The organism is Chloroflexota bacterium, assembly GCA_040902225.1.
GTDB lineage: Bacteria > Chloroflexota > Limnocylindria > QHBO01 > QHBO01 > CF-167.
The window spans coordinates 946,825-966,899 of sequence record JBBDXT010000004.1 but is presented as its reverse complement, the minus strand read 5'-3'; the positions used below and the strand labels follow the sequence as shown (position 1 = coordinate 966,899).

Sequence of the window (20,075 nt, the reverse complement as noted above, 5' to 3'; positions counted from 1 at the left end):
CGGAGGACCCCCGTGTCGACCGCCGACAAACTCGCAAACCTCCAGCGCCTGCGTGAAGAGGCCCGCCTCGGCGGTGGCGAGCAGCGGATTGCGCAGCAGCACGAACGCAACAAGCTCACGGCGCGTGAACGGATTGAGCTGCTCCTGGACGAGGGATCGTTCGTCGAGCTGGACGCGTTCGTGACGCATCGGGCGACCGATTTCGGCCTGGACGAGGAGCGTTACCTGGGGGACGGCGTCGTCAGCGGGCACGGCCGGATCGACGGGCGGCTGGTCTTCATCTACGCGCAGGACTTCACCGTCTTCGGAGGATCACTCTCCGAGGCCCATGCCGAGAAGATCTGCAAGGTGATGGACCTTGCGATGAGCACCGGCGCGCCGATCATCGGTCTTTCGGACTCGGGCGGAGCGAGGATTCAGGAGGGGGTCGCCTCGCTGGGAGGATATGCCGAGATCTTCCTCCGCAATACGCTGGCGTCGGGTGTCGTGCCGCAGATCTCGGTGGTGATGGGCCCATGTGCGGGGGGCGCGGTCTATTCGCCGGCGATCACCGACTTCACGGTCATGGTCGATGGCAGCAGCTACATGTTCGTTACGGGACCCAACGTCGTGAAGACGGTGACCCACGAGGAGATCGATCTCGAAGGGCTCGGCGGCGCGCGTGTCCACAATGAGACAAGCGGCGTTGCGCACTTCCTGGCGGAGGGGGAGCCGCAGGCCATGGAGCTGACGCGGCGGATTCTCACCTACATGCCGCAGAACAACATCGATCCGGCGCCGACGGCGGCTGACTGGCAGCCACCGGAGGTGAGCGGCGCTGACCTTGATGCGCTGGTACCCGATTCTGCGCAACGCTCCTACGACATGCGTCGTGCCATCGGCGGGATCGTGGACGCGGAATCTTTCACCGAGGTGCACGCGCACTTCGCACGAAATGTGATCTGCGGATTCGCGCGGGTCGAGGGCCGGAGCGTTGGAATTGTCGCCCAGCAGCCCGAGGTGCTGGCCGGGGTGCTGGACATCGACGCGTCCGACAAGGCGGCGCGCTTCGTCCGCTTCTGCGATTGCTTCAACGTCCCACTCGTGACCCTTGTGGACGTGCCTGGCTTTCTGCCGGGCGTCGACCAGGAACATCGCGGCATCATTCGCCACGGCGCCAAGCTGCTCTACGCCTATTGCGAGGCAACCGTGCCGAAGGTCACGGTGATCACGCGCAAGGCATACGGCGGCGCCTACGACGTGATGAGCAGCAAGCACGTTCGCGGCGACTTGAACTTCGCGTGGCCGACAGCCGAGATCGCGGTGATGGGTGTCGAGGGAGCGGTCAACATCATCTTTCGCGAGCGCCTCGCGGAAGCGGCCGATCCAGATGCAGAGCGGGCGACCCTCGTCGCGGAGTATGAGGCTCGATTTGCAAACCCCTATGTCGCCGCGGCGAGAGGCTACGTGGACGAGGTGATCCTCCCGTCCGAGACGCGGGAGCGCGTCGTCGACGCGTTGGCCATGCTGCAGGGAAAGCGTCAAGTGGTGCCCGCTCGCAAGCATGGCAACATCCCGCTCTGACGCCTCGTCTTTGCGCAAAGACGGGCCGCCGTTTCACCGACTCCTGGTCGCCAACCGCGGCGAGATTGCCGTCCGGATCATTCGCGCCTGTCGCGACTTGGGGATCGAGTCGGTCGCCACCTACAGCGACGCGGACGGGGATGCCATGCATACGCGCCTGGCCGATCGCTCCGAGCGCATCGGTCCGGCGTCGGCCGCCGACTCCTACCTGTCGATCGATGCGGTCCTGGCCGCGGCCGTCCGCTCCGGGGCCGCCGCGATCCACCCCGGCTACGGATTCCTGTCGGAGAACGCGGCCTTCGCTCGCGCGGTCGAGGATGCGGGGCTCGTCTTCGTCGGGCCGCCGCCGGCGACGCTGGAATCGCTCGGCGACAAGCTGGCAGCGCGACGGTCGGTTGCGGCCGCCGGGGTGCCGATCGTGCCGGGCCTGCTGGTTCCACTCGTCGCGGATGGCGACGGATCGGTGTCGAAGGTCGACCTGGCCGGGGTTGGCTTCCCGGCACTGCTCAAGGCCGCGGCCGGTGGTGGCGGGCGCGGGATGCGCCAGGTGGCAGACCGTGCGGCGCTTGAGGCTGCGCTGCTCGGCGCGGCGCGGGAGGCACTCGCGGCGTTCGGCGACGGCACCCTCTACCTCGAGCGCCTCATCTCGCCGGCACGGCACGTGGAGGTCCAGCTGCTCGGCGACAGGCACGGGAGCCTGGCGGTCCTCGGCGAGCGCGAGTGCAGCATCCAGCGACGTCACCAGAAGCTGGTCGAGGAGACGCCCTCGCCCGCGGTGAGCCCGAGCCTGCGTGCCGAGCTGGCGGAGAGCGCCCGGCGCGTCGCCGGCACGGTGGCGTTCCACAGCGCGGCCACTGTCGAGTTCCTGGTCGACGCGGAGGGTAAGCACTACTTCCTGGAGATGAACACCCGGCTGCAGGTCGAGCACGGCGTGACGGAGCTGGTGACCGGCCTCGACCTGGTCGCCTGGCAGATCCGGGTGGCGGCCGGCGAGCACCTGCCCGAATCGGTGCTGGCCTCGGAGCCACTGGGACACGCCATCGAGGGGCGCATCTACGCGGAGGATCCGCACCAGCGTTTCACCCCCGTCTCGGGCACGGTCACGACCTGGCGGATGCCGGACGGTCCAGGGATTCGGGTCGACGCCGGCGTCACCGCCGGTACGCCGCTCCCGGTCGAATACGACCCGCTCCTGGCCAAGCTGATGGTGCACGCGGAGGACCGGCCGGCCGCCGTGGGGCGGCTGCGCAGGGCCCTGGACGAGACCGCGATCGGTGGCGTTAAGACCGATCTCTCCTTCCTGCGCTGGCTGGTCGACCAACCGGCCTTCGTGACCGGTGCCTATGACACGGGGTTCATCCAGGACGAATGGGGAGACGGTCCGGGATTGACCGATGAGGAGCGCTCGCTGGCGGCCGAGGTGGCCCGCCAGGCGCGCACGCGCCAGGCCGCGCTCGCGGCTGGGGCACCGGTCGGCGCGATACCCACGGAGAGTGCCTGGCAGCATGTGGCAAGGCGCGAGGCGGTGGGTCGGCGGCGACCCGGATGAGCGACTTCGAGCTCAGCGTCGACGCCAGCCCGGTCGAGCCGGCAGCCGACTGGACGCTCACCTGGCTCGATGCCGATGCCGGTGTCGCCCGGCTGAGCAACGGGTCGCGTTCCGAGGTGTGCCTGGTCGAGGGCTCGGGCATGGACTGGGTGGTCACCCTTCGCGGGCGCCGCATCCCCGTCGCGGTGCGCACCTGGCGGGAGCGCGTCCTGGCCGACGCCGAGTCCGCGTCAATGCGGCGTCACGGTCCGGTCGAGGTGCGGGCGACGCTCCCCGGGCTGGTGGTGGCCGTCGTCGTCAAGGAGGGGGACGAGGTGTCGCCTGGCGCGACTCTCCTGACCATCGAGGCCATGAAGATGCAGAACGAGGTCCGCGCGCCGCAGGCGGGCCGGGTCTCGGCCGTCGCCGTCGTGGCCGGCCAGACGGTCGCCGCCGGAACGCCGCTGCTGCGCATCGAGTAGCGCGGGTCGGGATCGCGCGCCTCGTACAATCGGCCGATGAGCGACCCCGAGCGCGGCGCGCGGCCTCCGCATCGGTCCACCTCGGGGATCGAGATCCGACCGGTGTACCGTGCCGGCGACCTCGATGCGGCCCGCGCGGCCCAAGAGCCCGGCTCCTATCCGTTCACGCGCGGCATTCGTCCCGACGGATACCTGGGGCGGCCGTGGACGATGCGCCAGTACGCGGGCTTCGGATCGGCCCCGGAGACGAACCGTCGCTTCCGCTACCTGCTGGCCAGCGGCCAGACGGGCCTCTCGGTCGCCTTCGACCTGCCGACGCAGATGGGGTATGACAGCGACGACCCGATGGCGGTCGGGGAGGTCGGCCGGGTGGGGGTGCCGATCGACACGATCGCCGACATGGAGGCTCTCTTCGACGGCATCCGGCTCGATGCGGTGAGCACCAGCATGACCATCAACGCCACTGCCGCGATCCTGCTGGTCCTCTACGAGACGGTGGGGCGGCGGCAGGGGATCGATCCCGGGGTGCTGCGCGGCACGATCCAGAACGACATCCTCAAGGAGTACATCGCGCGCGGGACCTATATCTATCCGCCCGGCCCCTCGATGCGGCTGGTGACCGACACCTTCGCCTATTGCCGTGCCGAGCTGCCCGCCTGGAACACGATCAGCATCAGCGGCTACCACATGCGCGAGGCGGGAGCGACAGCCGTGCAGGAGGTCGCCTTCACCATCGCCGACGCGATCGCTTATTCCGAGGCCGCCATCGCGGCCGGGATGGCCTTCGACGACTTCGCCCCGCGCCTCTCCTTCTTCTTCGCCGCCCACAACGACCTGTTCGAGGAGGCGGCCAAGTTCCGCGCCGCCCGCGCCGCCTGGGCACGCGTGGCGCGCGACCGTTTCGACGCTCGCGACCCGCGCAGCATGGCGATGCGCTTCCACGTCCAGACCGGCGGCAGCACGCTCACCGCCCAGCAGCCGGAGACGAACGTGGTGCGCACCACCGTCCAGGCGCTGTCCGCCATCCTGGGCGGAGCCCAGAGCCTCCACACCAACGCCTCCGACGAGGCGTTGGGGCTGCCGACCCCGGCGACGGCCCGGCTGGCCCTGCGGACCCAACAGGTGCTGGCCTCCGAGTCCGGGGTCAGCATCCCGGTGGACCCGCTCGGCGGCTCCTACTACCTGGAGGCGCTCACCGATGAGATTGAGGAGCGCGTTCATGCGGAGCTGGCCGAGATCGATCGTCGCGGCGGGACGCTGGCTGCCCTGGCCAACGGCTACCAGCAGGCTGCCATCGCCGACGCGGCGTATGCCGCGCAGCGGGCCATCGAGACGGGAGCGCAGATCGTCGTCGGCGTCAACGCCTTCGTCGAGGATGGCGACGAGCAGCGGCCCCAGGCGCAGGTGATCGACCCGAAGGCGGAGGCGGAGCAGGTGGCCCGGACGCGCGCCGTGCGGGCGGGCCGCGATGCACTCCGCGCGACCGAGACGACCACGGCCCTCGAGGCGGCCGCGGCCGGCACCGAGAACGTGGTTCCGCGCATCCGCGCCTGCGTCGAGTCACAGGTCACCCTGGGCGAGATCAGCGGCACCCTGCGGCGTGTCTGGGGAGAGTACCGGCCATGACGATTGGCCCGATCGATCACGTCGCGATCGTGGTTCGCTCGATCGATGAGGCGTTGCCGCGCTATCGGGCCCTGTTCGGGTGGGCGCCCATCGACGAGCCGCGCATCTTCGCCTCGCAGCACGTGCGCCTCTGCTTCCTGGCGCCCGGCGCCGGGCAGGGTGCGAAGCTCGAGCTGGTCGAGCCGACCGACGACGAGAGCGGCGTGGCGCGGTTCCTGGCAGCGCGCGGCGAGGGTTTGCACCACGTCTGCCTGATCAGTGACGACCTGCCGGGTGACCTCGAGGCGCTGGCGGCGTTGGAGGCAGAGCTGATCGACCGCGAGCCGCGCGCCGGCGCACATGGCGACGTGGCCTTCCTCCATCCCCGCGCCCTGAATGGGGTCCTATGGGAGCTCCTGTCGACGGTCCGCGACGAAGAGCCCCGCGCCTAGCGGACCCCCGCGTCGCGCAGCAGCGCGGGGATCTGGGATGGAGAATCGGCGACCCGGACGCCTGCCGCGTGCAGCGCCTGCCGCTTCGATTCGGCCGTGCCGGCGCCTCCCGAGATGATCGCACCGGCGTGGCCCATGCGACGGCCCGGCGGCGCCGTCCGTCCGGCGATGAAGGCCGCGACCGGCTTTCGCACCTCGCGGGCGCAGTAGTCCGCCGCTCGCTCCTCCTCGTCGCCGCCGATCTCGCCGATCAGGACGATCGCCTCCGTCTCGGGATCCGCGTTGAGCATCTCCAGCACGTCGATGAAAGTCGTCCCGACGATCGGGTCGCCGCCGATCCCGACGCAGGTCGTCTGCCCGACGCCCGCATCGGTCATTGCCTGCACCACCTCGTAGGTCAGCGTGCCGGACCGGCTGACCAGGCCGACCGGCCCGGGGCGATGGATGTCGCCGGGGATGATCCCGACCTTGGCACCTCCCACCGTCGTGGCGCCCGGGCAGTTGGGGCCGATCAGGCGCACGCCCTTCGAGCGCAGCACGTGATGCACGCGCAGCATGTCAAGTGCGGGAATCCCCTCCGTGATGCAGATCACCAGCGGCACGCCCGCATCCGCAGCCTCCAGCATGGCGTCGGGAGCGAAGGGTGCGGGAACGAAGATGCAGGCCGCATCGGCCCCCGACTGGGCCATCGCGTCGGCGACCGTGTCGAAGACGGGAACCCGCCCGTCGACCGCTGCCTGACCGCCCTTGCCGGGGGTCACCCCGGCCACGATGTTGGTTCCGTACTCCAGCATCGCCCGCGAGTGGAACTCGCCTTCCCGGCCGGTGATGCCCTGCACCAGCAGACGCGTCTGCGCGCCGACCAGGATGCTCATACGGGCGAGGCGGCCGCGGCAACCGCCTTGCGCGCCGCGTCGTCGAGGCTCTCGGCCGTGATCAGGTTGGCGGCGCGCAGGATCTCCGCTGCCTCCGCCGCGTTGGTGCCGACGATGCGGACCACCATCGGCACCTGCCGGCCGAGCGACGCCCGCGCCTCGACGATCCCGCGGGCGACCTCGTCGCCGCGGGTGATCCCTCCGAAGATGTTGATCAGGATCGCCCGCACGTGGGGATCATCCAGGATGATGCGGAAGGCGGCCGCCACCCGGTCCGCCTTGGCGCCGCCCCCGATGTCGAGGAAGTTCGCCGGCTCGCCGCCCGCCAGCTGGACGAGGTCCATGGTGGTCATTGCCAGCCCGGCGCCGTTCACCATGCAGCCGATGCTGCCGTCGAGCTTGATGAAGTTGATGCCCGCCTCGCGAGCGGCGATCTCGGACGGCTCCTCCTCGCCCAGGTCGCGGAGCGACTCGAGGTCGGGGTGACGGAAGAGGGCGGAGTCATCGAGGACGATCTTGGCGTCGAGCGCCAGCAGCTGCCCGTCCTCGGTCACCACCAGCGGATTGATCTCGGCCAGGTCCGCATCGGACTCCATGAAGGCGGCGTAAAAGCCGCGCAGGGTCGCCCCGAACTCCTTGCGCAGCTCGACTGGCAGGCCTAGGAAGAACCCCACCCGGCGCACCTGGTGCTCCTGGAGCCCGATCAGCGGGTGGAGCGGCACGCGCAGGATCGCCTCGGGGTTGGTCCTGGCGGTCTCCTCGATCTCCACGCCCCCCTCGGCGCTGGCGATGATAGTCACTGCCTGCCCACCCCGGTCGAGGATCAGGCCCAGGTAGTACTCCTTCGCGATCCGGGCGGCCGTCGCGACCAGCACGGTTCGGACGGTGACGCCCTTGATCTGGAGGCCGATGATCTCCTTCGCGCGCGCGGCGGCCTCGTCCGGGGTGGCCGCCAGCTTCACGCCCCCGGCCTTGCCACGCCCGCCCACCAGCACCTGGGCCTTCACCACCACCGGCCCGCCGATCCGGGCGGCGGCCTCGCGCGCCTCGTCCGGGCTGGTGGCCGTCTCGCCGCCGGAGACCGGCACGCCGAAGCGCGCCAGGATCTCCTTCGAACGATATTCCTGGAGCTTCACTTCGCCCTCCTGCGGGCAGAACGGGTGGTCACCCATCAGCCTACACTTGCCATCCCTACCGCCGGCGCTGTGACCGGCGCGCGCACCGGAGACCACGTTCGTGACCTACACCGTCACTCTGATCCCCGGCGATGGGATCGGCCCGGAGCTCAGCGAGGCCACCGTCGGTGTCCTCGAGGCGACCGGGATCGGCTTCGCCTGGGAGGTGCAGCAGGCCGGCGAGGCGACCATCGCAACGGAGGGGACACCGCTCCCCCAGCGCGTGGTCGAGAGCATCCGTCGCAACGGGGTGGCGATCAAGGGACCGATCACGACGCCCGTCGGCACGGGGTTCCGCAGCGTGAACGTGGGGCTGCGGCTGGCCCTCGAGCTGTACGCCAACGTCCGCCCGGCCCGCAGCATGGTCGGCGTCGAGTCGCGCTACACAGACGTCGACCTGATCATCGTGCGCGAGAACACCGAGGACCTGTACGCGGGGGTCGAGCACCGAGTCGGGCCCGATGCGGCGGAGAGCATCAAGATCATCACCCGCGCCGCCTCGCAGCGGATCGCGCGCTACGCGTTCGAGTACGCGGTGCGCAACGGGCGGCGCAAGGTCACCGCCGTCCACAAGGCCAACATCATGAAGCTGTCGGACGGCCTCTTCCTGGAGAGCTGCGGCCAGGTGGCGGCCGAATACGCCGGCCGCGTCGAGTTCGAGGACCGGATCGTCGACAACATGTGCATGCAGTTGGTCCAGAAGCCCGACCTGTACGACGTGCTGGTCCTCCCGAACCTGTACGGCGACATCGTGAGCGACCTGGCTGCCGGCCTCGTGGGCGGGCTCGGCGTGGCCCCGGGGTCGAACATCGGCGAGACGGCGGCCGTCTTCGAGGCGGTGCACGGGTCGGCGCCCAAATACGCGGGTCAGAACCGCGCCAACCCGACCGCGCTGATCCTCTCCTCCGCGCTGATGCTCCGCCATCTGGGTGAGACCGATGCCGCCGCCGGAGTCGAATCCGCGGTTCGCGCCGTGATCGCGGAGGGTCGGACCACAACGCGCGACCTCGGCGGGAGCGCCGGGACCCGCGAGTTCGCGCAGGCGGTCATCGAGCGGCTGTAGATCGGTAGCGGCGCGCTCTACGGACCCGGTGAGCTGTGGCTAGAATTCGGCGAAGGCCGAGCCGCGTTGCGGCGGCAGCCTCAGATCGGCCCGCCAGGACTCTGAGACCGAAACAGGAGAGACCGCTGCCAGCATGACCGCCACGCGCCTGAGTAACCCACAAGGAACGGCTCGGCAGGGTCTCGGGGCCACCAGCCGGCGCGACCCGTGGTGGCTGGTGCCGGGGATCATCGCCGGCGGCTTCGGGACCTTCATCGCGTACTCGCTCTTCTCCGCGCTGATCTGGGAGCCGCTCTTTCACGTTCCGTACGAGGTCGACGGCTACCTCTCGCCGCTCTTCTCGCCACTCCTCTTTAAGGAGTCGCTGCCGGTCTGGTTCTCGCCCGCGATCCTGATCCTGTGGGTCCCGCTGGGGTTCCGGACGACCTGCTACTACTACCGGAAGGCGTATTACCGCTCCTACTTCGCCGATCCGCCCGCGTGCGCGGTAGGTGAGCCGCGCATTCATCGGTGCTACGCGATGGAGCGGGCCTTCCCCTTCATCCTCCAGAACATCCACCGCTACTTCCTGTACCTGGCCTTCATCCCGCTCTTCTTCCTGTGGGTCGACGCGGTGATCCCGCTCTGGAATACCGGGCAGATCCGGATCGGCCTGGGCACCCCCCTCCTCCTCGTCAACGCCGCACTGCTGACGGGCTACTCGCTCTCCTGTCACTCGCTGCGCCACCTCGCCGGCGGGCGGCTCGACTCCTTCTCCTGCGGCGTGGCCGCGAGGATGCGCTATGGGGCGTGGCAGCGACTCACCGGCCTCAATGAGCGGCACATGCTGTGGGCATGGGTCAGCCTCGTTTCGGTCGCGCTGGCCGATCTCTACATCCGGCTCCTGGCGGCCGGGGTGATCGTGGATCCGGCAATCCGGCTGTGACCTCCGCGACCCCGAGCTATGAGACGTACGAGCACGACGTCCTGGTCATCGGCGCCGGGGGCGCGGGGCTCCGGGCCGCAATCGAGGCCGCGGCGGCGGGAGTGTCGGTTGGGTTGGTCTGCAAGTCGCTCCTTGGCAAGGCGCACACCGTGATGGCCGAGGGGGGCGTCGCCGCGGCGCTGGCCAATGTCGCAGCCGCCGACACGTGGCAGACCCACTTCCGCGACACGATGGTCGGCGGCAAGATGCTGAACAACTGGCGGATGGCCCAGCTCCACGCCCAGGAAGCCCCCGAGCGGGTCCGCGAGCTCGAGCGCTGGGGCGCCGTCTTCGATCGCACCCGCGACGGGCGGATTCTTCAGCGCCCCTTCGGCGGCCACACGCATCCGCGCCTGGCACATGTCGGCGACCGCACCGGCCTGGAGATGATCCGCACCCTGCAGGATCGTGCGGTGCAGTCGGGGCTGGCGGTCTACATGGAGTGCACCACCACCCGGCTGCTGACCGACGGCGACCGGGTCACCGGGGCATTCGGGTACTGGCGCACGACCGGCGAGCCGGTGGCCTTCGCGGCAAAGGCGGTGATCCTTGCCACGGGAGGCATCGGCCGTGCGTGGGAGGTCAGTTCGAACTCGTGGGAATACTCGGGCGACGGTCACGCGCTCGCCTACCAGGCGGGCGCGGAGCTGATCGACATGGAGTTCGTCCAGTTTCACCCGACCGGCATGGTCTGGCCGCCTGGCGTGCGGGGCCTGCTCGTCACCGAGGCGGTGCGCGGGGAGGGGGGCATCCTCCGTAACCGCGACGCGGAGCGCTTCATGTGGCGGTACCTGCCCGAAGAGCGTCGCCACGAGTATGCGGAGACCGATGAGGAGGCCAGCCGCTGGGTCGAAGCGCTCAGCGAGGGGCGCGAGACCGACGCGCGTCAGCCCCCTGAGCTGTCGACGCGGGACAACGTGGCCCGCGCGATCCACACCGAGGTGCGCGAGGGTCGCGGATCGGGCCACGGCGGCGTCTACCTTGACATCAGCTACCTCCCGCCGGACCTGGTGCGACGCAAGCTGCCATCCATGTACGAGCAGTTCCGGGAGCTTGCCGACGTGGATATCACCGCCGGACCGATGGAGGTCGGCCCAACCTGCCATTACGTCATGGGCGGCGTACGGGTCGACGCGGAGACCGCGGCCAGTACCCGCCCGGGCCTCTTCGCCGCCGGCGAGGTGGCGGGAGGCATGCATGGCGCCAATCGCCTGGGCGGCAACTCGCTCTCTGACCTGCTCGTCTTCGGCCAGCGTGCCGGTGCCGGGGCAGTCGCGTTCGCGGCGGACGCGCCGCCGGCCGGTGCGCTCGACGAGGAGCAGCTCCGCGATGCCGAGGCGGAGTTGGCGGCACCGTTCGACCGACCGGCGGGCGAGAATCCGTATCGGCTTCATGCTGATCTGCAGGCCGCGATGCAGTCGCTGGTCGGCATCTTCCGGACAGCTTCCGACCTGGAGGCGGCGCTCGCGCGGATCGCGCAGCTGCGGGAGCGCTGGGAGACCGTCCAGGTCGTTGGCTTGCGCGCCTTCAATCCGGGCTGGAACCTGGCATTTGAGCTGCGGAACATGCTGGTCTGTGCCGAGGCGGTCACGCGCAGCGCCCTGCAGCGGACCGAGACCCGCGGCGCGCACGCGCGGCTCGACCATCCGGACCTTGACCCCGGCTGGGGGAGTCGCAACAGCACGGTGGCACGGGACGGCGAGCAGATGCGAGTGACGGCTGAGCCACTTCCCCAGCTGCCCGACGAGCTGCGCCGCCTGATCACGACCTGAGGGAGCTGCCGCATTGTCCACTGCCCGCACCTTCGCTTTCCGGTTCCTCCAGGTCTTTCGCGGCGGCCCGGAGGACGAGGGCGAGTACGTCGAGTACTCCGTGCCGGTGGAGGAGGGGATGGTCGTGCTCGACGCCCTCCACTGGATCCAGGCGCACGAGGCGCCGGATCTCGCCGTGCGCTGGAACTGCAAGGCGGCCAAGTGCGGGTCCTGCGGTGCCGAGGTCAACGGCCGGCCGACGCTCACCTGCAAGACGCGGCTCAGCGACCTGCCGGCCGGCGAGCCGATCCGGGTCGAGCCGATGAGAACCTTCCCGCTCATCCGAGACCTCGTCGCCGACGTCTCCTGGAACTACGACGTCAACCGCAGAATCCAGCCATTCACCCCGCCGGAGGACGCTCCCGAGGAGGCGTGGCGCTGGCAGCAAGAGGACATCGAGCGAGTCCAGGAGTTTCGGAAATGCATCGAGTGCTTCCTGTGCCAGGACGTGTGCCACGTGCTGCGCAACCACGAGACCAAGGATCCGTTCATGGGGCCGCGCTTCCTGGTTCGGGTCGCAGGCCTGGAGCTGCACCCGATGGATCGCGCCGACCGCCGGCGCGATCTGAAGGACGACGGCGGGATCGGATACTGCAACATCACCAAGTGCTGCACCGAGGTCTGCCCCGAGCACATCAAGATCACCGACAACGCCATTATCCCCCTCAAGGAGCGCGTTGCCGATGCCTATTACGACCCCGTCCAGGCGTTCTGGCGACGAGTCGCCGAGTCGGGTGCGGCGAAGCCGCCTCCCCGTGACGACGGATGACCCTCTGCGCCTCCTGATCTACACCGATGGCGCGGCCCGCGGCAACCCGGGCCCAGCCGGCCTGGGCGCGGTCCTCCGCGACGCGCAGACCGGCGCCGTCCTCGCCGAGCTCGCGCGCTTCCTGGGTGTTCGTACCAACAACTACGCCGAATGGACGGCGGTCGAGGAAGCGCTGCGCGAAGCGCTCCTGTTGGGCGCCAGCCACGTCGACCTGCGGATGGACTCTGAGCTGGTGGCGCGCCAGCTCAGCGGCCGCTATCGCGTCAAGCATCCCGATCTCAAGCCGATCCATGCTCGTGTGATGGCGATGCTCGGCCAGCTCAGCAGTTACACGGTCGGCCACGTGCCGCGCGAGCTGAACAAGGACGCCGATCGGCTCTCGAACGTCGCCATCGACGAACGGCGATAGAATGCTCGTCCCTGGAGGCGGCCGGACGGCCGCGGGCGCGATCGTCGAAAGGCGGCGTCCGAGGAAAGTCCGAGCTCCATAGAGCAGGTTCGCGGGTAACGCCCGTCCGCCGTGAGGCGAGGACCAGCGCCACAGTGACGATGCCCGCGCAAGCGGGAGTGAAACGCGGCAAGCTCGAGCCGGAGCAAGACCGAATAGGAGGGCGCAAGGCGGCGTTCGCGCCGCAGCAGGCTGCTCGCTCAGCCCTCGGGTAGGTCGCTCAGATGGATGGCCGTCGCGGCGCCGCGGGCGCCGGCACAGAACTCGGCTTACAGGCCGCTCTCCAGGGATTCTTCACGCGACGTCTGGCGGCGCCGCACCGTCCCAACGGATCGGTGTAGGGCACGCATGCGCGCCCACATCGGCCTAGTCCTCGTCGGCCCGCCAGATCGTGGTCGCGGTGCAGGCGTTGCAGATGGAACGCGCCTCGTCCATGGTCCCCAGCGGGAGCGGATGCTCGAGACCGCCAAGCAGGCAGTCGACCTGCACGCGCGGGCCGTCGCCGGCCGGCAGGATCGAAACATGGCGCACGCGGCAGCGGCGGATGCGCCCCTGGCGGGGGATCGGGATCCGCGTGCTGGGCTCGAGCTTCTGGACCGCCATGCGTCGACCTTCCCCTCGATTGACCGGGGTGGCGTTGGAACCGGTCGTCCCGCAGCCTACGGTCGGTGCACGCGCCTCCTCAATGGGGCGTTGGTACCATCCCAGCCCGCTGTAACGCGCCCGGTGCTTCTGCCGCGCTACACTCGATCGGGGTTGGATCCCCACAGCGCTGATCGAGATGAGGTCGCCAGGCATTGTTCGGGCGTCGAAACCGAAGCCGGGAGAGCCGCGAGGCGGCCGAGCGGGAGCAGAGCCGGCGCGCCCTCTTCGAGGAGCTCGCCAAGCGGCCCGCGAACATCTGCCCGTTTCTGGGCCTCGCCAGCTCCCAGACCGAATATCACGACGGGTTCACCCGCGAGCATCGCTGCTATGCGTTTGGCGACCCGGTCGAGCTCTCGGCCGAGCAGCAGGAGCGGGTCTGCCTCGGGCGCGGCTACGGGAATTGTCCCCGCTACCTGCGCGGCGTGCTGGTCATCCCAACCGAGGAGCTCGAGGCGCTTCGCCGGCCGCTGCCTCCCGTGCCGCCGGCGCCGCCTGTCGCACCGACTCCTCCGACGCAACCCGGTGATGGTGGTGGCGGCCGGCGCGCCCCCCTGTTGATCGGGCTGGTGATGCTGCTCGCCATCGCGGCCACGGGCGGAGCCATCTTCTACCTGAGCGGACCGGGGGTGGCCGCCCGACCGACGCCAACACCCCAGGCGTCCCTCAGCACCCCGCCGAGCGCCAGCGCCACTCCCAGCCAGGAGCCGTCGCCCACCCCACAGGCGAGTCAGACCCCATTCCCGGAGACCCCCAAGCCGGACCCGACGCCACGACCGGATGACACCTTCAAGGGGTATGAGGTGACGGTCCTCCAGGGGGAAAACACCCTCTTCGAGGTCGACGCCGACGGCAACATCCTGCGCTCGGAGACCGCCCACTTCGACCGATTCTCGCAGGCGCCGGTGGACCGAATCGAGGCGTCCAACGGCCTCCTTCACTGGCGGACGAGTGACGGCTTCTTCACCGGCCTCTCCTACATTCGCGATCGATCGGGCGCCTTCCTCATTCGCGAGGTCTACGAGGGCTCGGACGGGCAGAAGCGGTACTTCGTCCTCGACCAAGAGGACACCTAGGCCCGCAGAACCAGATCGCTCGCCATCCGAGGGGCGAGTGCGTCCCCTCAATCCGGGTCCCAGAACGATCGTCCGGTCCATTTGGGTGCAGAAATCCCTTGACGGCGCGTTGCTGCCCTGTACAATGGCGCCCGGTGGCCCAAAGTGGGGACAAATGGGGAGCAGTGGTAGCAGACTCGCATGCAGTCTTCATTCCTGACCGGCGAATTCCGGCACACGCTCGACGATCGCAGTCGCGTCGCCGTCCCCGTGCGCTTTCGGCAGCGCCTGGCACAGGGAGCCACGCTCGCTCGCTGGCTCGACCACTGCCTTGGCCTCTTCCCGCACGACGCGTGGGATGAGCTCGCCGGGAAGATCTCGGCGCTGCCGCTGACCAACCCCCGCGCCCGCGAGTTCGCGCGCTTCATGTCGTCCGGTGCGGTGGAGGTCGAGCTCGACAAGCAGGGTCGGATCCTCGTGCCGGGATACCTGCGCGAGTACGCCGGCCTCTCCGACGGGGAAGTGGTGGTGGTGGGGGCGCTCAACCGACTCGAGATCTGGGCGCCGGCTGCCTGGCTGCCGTATCGCTCCAAGATCGAGGACGAGCCAGAGGCGCTCGCCGAACACCTTGCCGATCTCGGGATCTGAGGACGCGACGAATGACGCACGCCGCGAACCCTCCATTCATGCGTCTCCGGGCCGATCGGCCCGTCGTCCGACACGAAAGGTGCGACCGCGAATGGGAGAAGGGCACCTGCCGGTCCTCGTCGACGAGGTTCTTGCCTCGTTGGCGGTGGGTCCCGGCAGCTCCATCGCAGACTGCACGGTCGGCGGCGGTGGGCACGCCGAGCGGCTCTTGGAGGCCTCGTCCCCGGATGGCCGCCTGCTCGGCCTCGACGCCGATCGGGCGGCCATCCTGGAGACGCAACGCACGCTCGCCCGCTTCGGCGATCGGGTCATCCTTCGCCAGGCGAACTTCTCGGCGCTCTATGACGAGGCCCGCGCGGCCGACCTCATCCCCCTCGATGCCGTCCTCTTCGACCTCGGCCTCTCGAGCTACCAGCTGGCCGACGCTCGACGCGGCTTCAGCTTCGCGGCCGATGCGCCGCCGGACATGAGATTCGATGAAGATCGTGGTCTATCGGCCCTCGAACTCATCGACCGATCGTCGCAGCGAGAGCTCGCCGGAATCCTCGCGACGTTTGGTGAAGAACGCCGTGCAGGCCGCATCGCGACGGCGATCCTGGCGGCGCGTGCGGAAGGGCGGCTCGTGACAGCCGCCGACCTGGCGCAGGTCGTGGCCGCCGCCGTTCCCACCAGCCGCGCCGATGCCGGACGGATCCACCCCGCCACCCGCACCTTCCAGGCGCTCCGCATCGCCGTCAATCGCGAGCTGGAGGTGCTGACGCCGGCACTGGCCGGGGCCCTCGCGGCACTGCGAGCGGGGGGCCGCCTGGCCGTCATCAGCTACCACTCCGGCGAGGATCGGATCGTGAAGCGCTTCATGGCCCGCGAGAGCCGCGACTGCGTGGAGGAACCGCTCCCGCCCGTCTGCCTGTGCGGGCACCGCGCACAGCTCCGTCCCATCGCCAGGAGGGGCATCACGCCCACCGCCGCCGAGGTGAGTCGCAACCGCCGAGCTCGCAGCGCTCGTCTGCGAGCGGCCATCAAGCTCGCGCCGGCAGGCGCGTAAGCAGCTGCAGGAGGTTACCCATGAGCCGAGGACGCCCACGTCATCAGTCGAGTCGCAGACGCATGTACAGCGGCCGCCAGCGCGACCTGCGTGAGCGGCGCTCGCACCAGGAATGGGATGCACCGCGCGCCGTCGACCACGATGGCGCGCTCGAGGCGGACGACGCGCGAGAGCCCGAGACGACGACCAGCTGGAGCATCCAGCTCAACGCGCGACCCAGCGCAGCCTAGATGGCCATAGTCGGGGCGCGTCCAGCGACTGGGATCGGCCTCGTCCGACGTCGATCTCGCGTTCGCGTGCGTCCCGCCTCCCCCTCACGCGCGAGGGCTCGTCGCGCGACGCGCAGGCGTGGAACGGTCGCCAGCCTCTCGACCATGCTGGTGGCGATCGCGGCCGCAGCCGGCCTGTGCCTCTTCTACCTGAGCCAGTCGACCCATGTTGCAGCGCTCGGCTATGAGATCGACGATCTGCAGGCGCGAGTCGCCGACCTGCGGGCGGAGCAGCAGCAGCTCACCTACCAGATCGGCGTGGCCCGTTCGCCGAGCACCATCAAGCTGAAAGCTCAGAACGAGTTGGAGCTCGTGGCGCTCGATCCAGCCGTCGTCCGCTTTGCCACGAGATCGATTGACCCAGCCCACTTGAAGTAATCGGCCGGGATGCCCCGGTCGATGGAGTAGCCGTGCTCGCCAGGACTGACAGCCGTGCCCGCGCCCTGTTCCTGCTGCTCATCACGGCCATGCTCGCCAGCCTCGTCGGAGGGCGTCTCGTCTTCTGGCAGGTGGTGGACCGGGATCGGGTCGCGGCGATCGCACTGAATCAGCTCGCTCAGAACGAGGAGATCCCTGCCGAGCGGGGCGAGATCCGCGACATCAACGGCGTGTTGCTGGCGACCTCGGTCGAGGTCCAGTCGGTGTATGCCATCCCGCCGAAGATCAAGGCGGGCGATCGGGATCGGGCGGCCAGCCTGCTCGCATCAGTGCTGGGGATGGACGCGGACGAGGTGCGGGACCGGCTCGCCAGCAAGGATCCATGGGTCTGGCTGCAGCGGCGCATCGATCCGCAGGTGGCTCAATGGGTTGCCACCCTCGACATCCCCGGGGTCGGGATGCTCCCCGAGACGCAGCGGGTCTATCCAATCAACGGAGTGGCACCCAGGACCACGCTCGGCGCACAGCTGCTCGGCTTCGTGAACGTGGACGGCGACGGGCAGTATGGGGTCGAGGGCGCGCAGGATGCGCTCCTGGCAGGGCTGCCGGGATCGGTGAGCGCGCAAGAGGATGTCATCGGCCGGCGAATCGCCGATTCGGTCTATGAGCTGCGGCCCCCCGTCGATGGCGCAGACCTGCAGCTGACGCTGGACGCAGGACTGCAGCACATCCTCGAGGAGACGATGTGGGGCACCTATCGGAAGAACGTTGCCCAGGGGGTGACCGGGCTGGTGATGGACGTGCACACCGGCGCGATCATGGCGATGGCGTCGTTCCCATCATTTGACGCCAATACGTATGGGAACACCGACCCGGCCCTCTTCACGGACCCGGCCGTGAGCCGCCAGTACGAGCCCGGATCGGTGATGAAGGCCTTCACCGTCGCCGCCGCGCTCGATGCCGGCGCGATCGACCTGCGGACGACGGTGCTCGACGACAACAACCTGCGGATCGCGGGCGTCCGCATCCAGAACGCCGACCGCTACACCAAGCCCCACGGCAACGGCGAAATCACGGCGGGTGACGTGCTGAACCTGTCGGACAACGTCGGCGCCGCCAAGATCGGCCTCCTTCTTGGCAGGCAGCCGTTGTACGAGGCATTCAAGCGCTTTGGATTCGGCTCGCCGACGGGTGTCGATATCGCCGGCGAGGCCCCGGGCGTGGTCTGGAACCCGGATGGGCCGAACGCGACCGGCGACCTGACGGCCGCCCAGAATGCGTTCGGGCAGGGCCTGAGCGTGACCGCCGTGCAGCTCGTCGCCGGCTACTGCGCCATCGCCAACGGCGGGACGCTGGTGACGCCGCACGTCATCGCCGGCTGGACCGGACCCGATGGCATGTATCACGCCACCGACGTTCAGAGGGGCGAGCGGATCATGCGCGAGGAGACGGCCACGACGATGGTCCGGCTCCTGACCGACGCAGTCGACAACGGCCGGGCTCAGCCGGCCGCCATCCCGGGCTACTCGATCGCCGGCAAGACCGGGACGGCCGAGGTCGCCGGGCCAAAGACGGAGCGCGTGCGGGTGGGGACCGATGCCGCCGGGGATCCGATCTACGAGATGAGGACCCACCTCGTCTACCAGCACGGCTGGATCGACTCTTCGTTCATCTCGATCATGCCGGCCAACGACCCGCAGTTCGTGACCCTGATCCTGATCCACCGACCGGTGACCTGGGGCCTCTATCGGATGGCCCAGACCCCGGTGAGCGTCTTCCGGACCATGGCGCCCCAGATCTTCGACTACCTGGCCATCGCTCCCGACAGAATCGTGTCGCCGGTCGCCGCTAAATGAGGCTGGTAGACTCGGCCGACCCCGTTGCAGGGAGCAGCGTGCCACCGTCAATCCGGCTCGACGATCTCCTGGCTGCCACCGGGGCCCGTCTCCTCGGGCCGACGAGCATCACCTCCTTCGCCACCGCCGCGGTTGACTCTCGCAATGTCGTTCCGGGCTGTTGCTTCGTTGCTCTCCGGGGCGAGCGGACCGACGGCCACGGCTTCGCAGCCGATGCCGTGCGCGCCGGCGCCACGGTCCTCATCATCGAGCGCCCGGTCGAGCTCCCGGCCGGGGCGGACGTTGCCGTGCTGCAGGTCGGAGACGCGCTGATGGCCCTCCAGGAGATGGCCGCCTGGTGGCGCGCCCGTTCGGGCGTTCGCGTGGTCGGCATCACCGGCTCGACCGGCAAGACGATCGCCAAGGAGATCGTCGCCGATGTCCTCTCCCGCACCCTGCGCGTCCTTCGCAACGAGGGCAACCTGAACAGCGAGACTGGCCTGCCGATGACCCTCCTCAAGCTGGAGCCCTCGCACCAGGTGGGCGTTCTCGAGATGAGCATGTACTCGGAGGGCGAGATCGCCCGGCTTGCCGAGATCGCTCGCCCGGAGGTGGGCGTGGTGCTGGCCGTCCACCCCACTCACCTGGAGCGTGCCGGCAGCCTCGATGCGATCGCCCGTGCCAAGGCAGAGCTTCCGGCCGCGCTGCCGGCCGATGGGCTGGCAGTGCTCAATTTCGACGACCCCAGGGTCCGGGCCATGCGCGACGTCACCACGGCAGCGGTGCTCACCTTCGGCCTCGGGCCGGACGCCGACGTGCGCGCGTCGGAGGTCGAGTCGCACGGGGTGGACGGCACGATTTTCAACGTCGAGGCGCCCTGGGGGCGGCGGCGGCTGCGCTCGGCGACCCCGGGCCGCCACCTGGTGCCGCATGCGCTGGCCGCGGCCGCGGTGGCCCAGCACTTCGGCGTCCCCCTCGACGAGGTGGGGGAGGCGCTGGCGGCGGGGAGCCACGCCGAGCATCGCATGGCGGTGGTCGAGGCCACGGCCGGAGCGACCATCATCGACGACACCTACAACGCCTCGCCGGTCTCGGTCGCCGCCGCGCTCGAATTCCTGGGCGAGAGTCCGCTGGCTCCGGGTCGCGCGCGCTACGCGGTCCTCGGCGACATGCTCGAGTTGGGGCCAGGTGAGGAGCAGCTGCATCGCGAGGTCGGGGCCATGGCGGCGGGTGTTGCCAACGCGCTGGTGACTGTCGGCGAGCGCGGCCGCTGGATCGCCGAGGGGGCGCGGGCGGCCGGACTCGGCCGCGTGACCACGGTTCGCGACGCCGACGAGGCCGTGCTGGCGGTCGAGCGTGACCTGGCGCCCGGCGTCGGCGACCTGCTGCTGGTGAAGGCATCGCGCGGGATCGAGCTCGACCGACTGGTGGGGGCACTCGTCGGCCAGCCAGCGGGGCATCCCTGACC

General features: G+C 69.6%; 20 protein-coding genes and 1 other RNA gene. 18 read left to right on the top strand and 3 right to left on the bottom strand.

The window, feature by feature from the left end; genetic code table 11:
• Nucleotides 1-12 precede the first annotated feature (12 nt).
• Genes WEB29_07135 through WEB29_07115 form a run of 5 tightly spaced genes read left to right on the top strand, consistent with a single transcriptional unit; the run spans nt 13 to nt 5,630 of the window.
• Complete coding sequence (locus tag WEB29_07135; protein ID MEX2136717.1) at nt 13-1,563, top strand: acyl-CoA carboxylase subunit beta; 1,551 nt, start codon at nt 13-15, stop codon at nt 1,561-1,563.
• The gene (locus WEB29_07130) at nt 1,544-3,112 is read left to right on the top strand and encodes a biotin carboxylase N-terminal domain-containing protein (protein MEX2136716.1); all 1,569 of its coding nucleotides are present in this window, start codon (nt 1,544-1,546) and stop codon (nt 3,110-3,112) included. Before WEB29_07135 ends, WEB29_07130 begins: the two co-directional genes overlap by 20 nt.
• On the top strand, nt 3,109-3,573 hold the full coding sequence (locus tag WEB29_07125; GenBank protein MEX2136715.1) for an acetyl-CoA carboxylase biotin carboxyl carrier protein subunit: 465 nt from the start codon (nt 3,109-3,111) through the stop codon (nt 3,571-3,573). Before WEB29_07130 ends, WEB29_07125 begins: the two co-directional genes overlap by 4 nt.
• 36 nt (nt 3,574-3,609) lie before the next feature.
• On the top strand, nt 3,610-5,199 hold the full coding sequence (locus WEB29_07120) for a methylmalonyl-CoA mutase family protein (protein ID MEX2136714.1): 1,590 nt from the start codon (nt 3,610-3,612) through the stop codon (nt 5,197-5,199).
• Nucleotides 5,196-5,630: a VOC family protein gene (locus tag WEB29_07115; protein MEX2136713.1), complete on the top strand. Its 435-nt coding sequence runs from the start codon at nt 5,196-5,198 to the stop codon at nt 5,628-5,630. The genes WEB29_07120 and WEB29_07115 overlap by 4 nt, the downstream gene beginning before the upstream one ends.
• Here the strand turns inward: WEB29_07115 and sucD are convergent.
• Complete coding sequence (gene sucD, locus WEB29_07110) at nt 5,627-6,505, bottom strand: succinate--CoA ligase subunit alpha (GenBank protein MEX2136712.1); 879 nt, start codon at nt 6,503-6,505, stop codon at nt 5,627-5,629. The genes WEB29_07115 and sucD overlap by 4 nt on opposite strands.
• Nucleotides 6,502-7,641: an ADP-forming succinate--CoA ligase subunit beta gene (gene sucC, locus WEB29_07105; GenBank protein ID MEX2136711.1), complete on the bottom strand. Its 1,140-nt coding sequence runs from the start codon at nt 7,639-7,641 to the stop codon at nt 6,502-6,504. Before sucC ends, sucD begins: the two co-directional genes overlap by 4 nt.
• A gap of 100 nt (nt 7,642-7,741) precedes the next feature.
• On the opposite strand from sucC, the gene WEB29_07100 reads away from it, so the two are divergent.
• The 6 genes from WEB29_07100 (at nt 7,742) to rnpB (ending at nt 13,024) form a co-directional block, all read left to right on the top strand.
• Complete coding sequence (locus tag WEB29_07100; protein MEX2136710.1) at nt 7,742-8,743, top strand: isocitrate/isopropylmalate dehydrogenase family protein; 1,002 nt, start codon at nt 7,742-7,744, stop codon at nt 8,741-8,743.
• A gap of 133 nt (nt 8,744-8,876) precedes the next feature.
• The gene (locus WEB29_07095; GenBank protein ID MEX2136709.1) at nt 8,877-9,668 is read left to right on the top strand and encodes a succinate dehydrogenase; all 792 of its coding nucleotides are present in this window, start codon (nt 8,877-8,879) and stop codon (nt 9,666-9,668) included.
• A complete protein-coding gene (locus WEB29_07090) occupies nt 9,665-11,479 on the top strand; it encodes a fumarate reductase/succinate dehydrogenase flavoprotein subunit (protein MEX2136708.1) in 1,815 nt (604 codons plus the stop codon). Before WEB29_07095 ends, WEB29_07090 begins: the two co-directional genes overlap by 4 nt.
• 13 nt (nt 11,480-11,492) lie before the next feature.
• Entirely contained in the window at nt 11,493-12,287 is a 795-nt protein-coding gene (locus tag WEB29_07085; protein ID MEX2136707.1) for a succinate dehydrogenase/fumarate reductase iron-sulfur subunit, read from the top strand.
• A complete protein-coding gene (locus tag WEB29_07080; GenBank protein ID MEX2136706.1) occupies nt 12,274-12,696 on the top strand; it encodes a ribonuclease HI family protein in 423 nt (140 codons plus the stop codon). The genes WEB29_07085 and WEB29_07080 overlap by 14 nt, the downstream gene beginning before the upstream one ends.
• A 13-nt stretch (nt 12,697-12,709) precedes the next feature.
• An RNA gene (gene rnpB / locus WEB29_07075) (RNase P RNA component class A) lies at nt 12,710-13,024 on the top strand.
• Nucleotides 13,025-13,101: 77 nt separating this feature from the next.
• Here rnpB and WEB29_07070 read toward each other — a convergent pair.
• Nucleotides 13,102-13,338, bottom strand: coding sequence for a hypothetical protein (locus WEB29_07070; protein ID MEX2136705.1), 237 nt, complete (start codon nt 13,336-13,338; stop codon nt 13,102-13,104).
• Nucleotides 13,339-13,532: 194 nt separating this feature from the next.
• Between WEB29_07070 and WEB29_07065 the strand changes: the two genes are divergently transcribed.
• The 7 genes from WEB29_07065 to murF all read left to right on the top strand — a co-directional run bounded on the left by WEB29_07065 (nt 13,533) and on the right by murF (nt 20,073).
• The gene (locus tag WEB29_07065; GenBank protein MEX2136704.1) at nt 13,533-14,453 is read left to right on the top strand and encodes a hypothetical protein; all 921 of its coding nucleotides are present in this window, start codon (nt 13,533-13,535) and stop codon (nt 14,451-14,453) included.
• A gap of 180 nt (nt 14,454-14,633) precedes the next feature.
• Nucleotides 14,634-15,080 (top strand): division/cell wall cluster transcriptional repressor MraZ, encoded by a 447-nt coding sequence (gene mraZ / locus WEB29_07060; GenBank protein ID MEX2136703.1) that lies wholly within the window; start codon nt 14,634-14,636, stop codon nt 15,078-15,080.
• Between the two features lie 91 nt (nt 15,081-15,171).
• Complete coding sequence (gene rsmH, locus WEB29_07055; protein MEX2136702.1) at nt 15,172-16,125, top strand: 16S rRNA (cytosine(1402)-N(4))-methyltransferase RsmH; 954 nt, start codon at nt 15,172-15,174, stop codon at nt 16,123-16,125.
• Nucleotides 16,126-16,187: 62 nt separating this feature from the next.
• A complete protein-coding gene (locus WEB29_07050; GenBank protein ID MEX2136701.1) occupies nt 16,188-16,355 on the top strand; it encodes a hypothetical protein in 168 nt (55 codons plus the stop codon).
• A 144-nt stretch (nt 16,356-16,499) separates the two neighbouring features.
• Nucleotides 16,500-16,772, top strand: a complete 273-nt coding sequence (locus tag WEB29_07045; GenBank protein ID MEX2136700.1) for a hypothetical protein — start codon at nt 16,500-16,502, stop codon at nt 16,770-16,772.
• Nucleotides 16,773-16,804: 32 nt separating this feature from the next.
• Entirely contained in the window at nt 16,805-18,628 is a 1,824-nt protein-coding gene (locus WEB29_07040; protein ID MEX2136699.1) for a penicillin-binding protein 2, read from the top strand.
• Complete coding sequence (gene murF, locus WEB29_07035; protein ID MEX2136698.1) at nt 18,625-20,073, top strand: UDP-N-acetylmuramoyl-tripeptide--D-alanyl-D-alanine ligase; 1,449 nt, start codon at nt 18,625-18,627, stop codon at nt 20,071-20,073. Before WEB29_07040 ends, murF begins: the two co-directional genes overlap by 4 nt.
• The last annotated feature ends 2 nt before the right edge of the window (nt 20,074-20,075 follow it).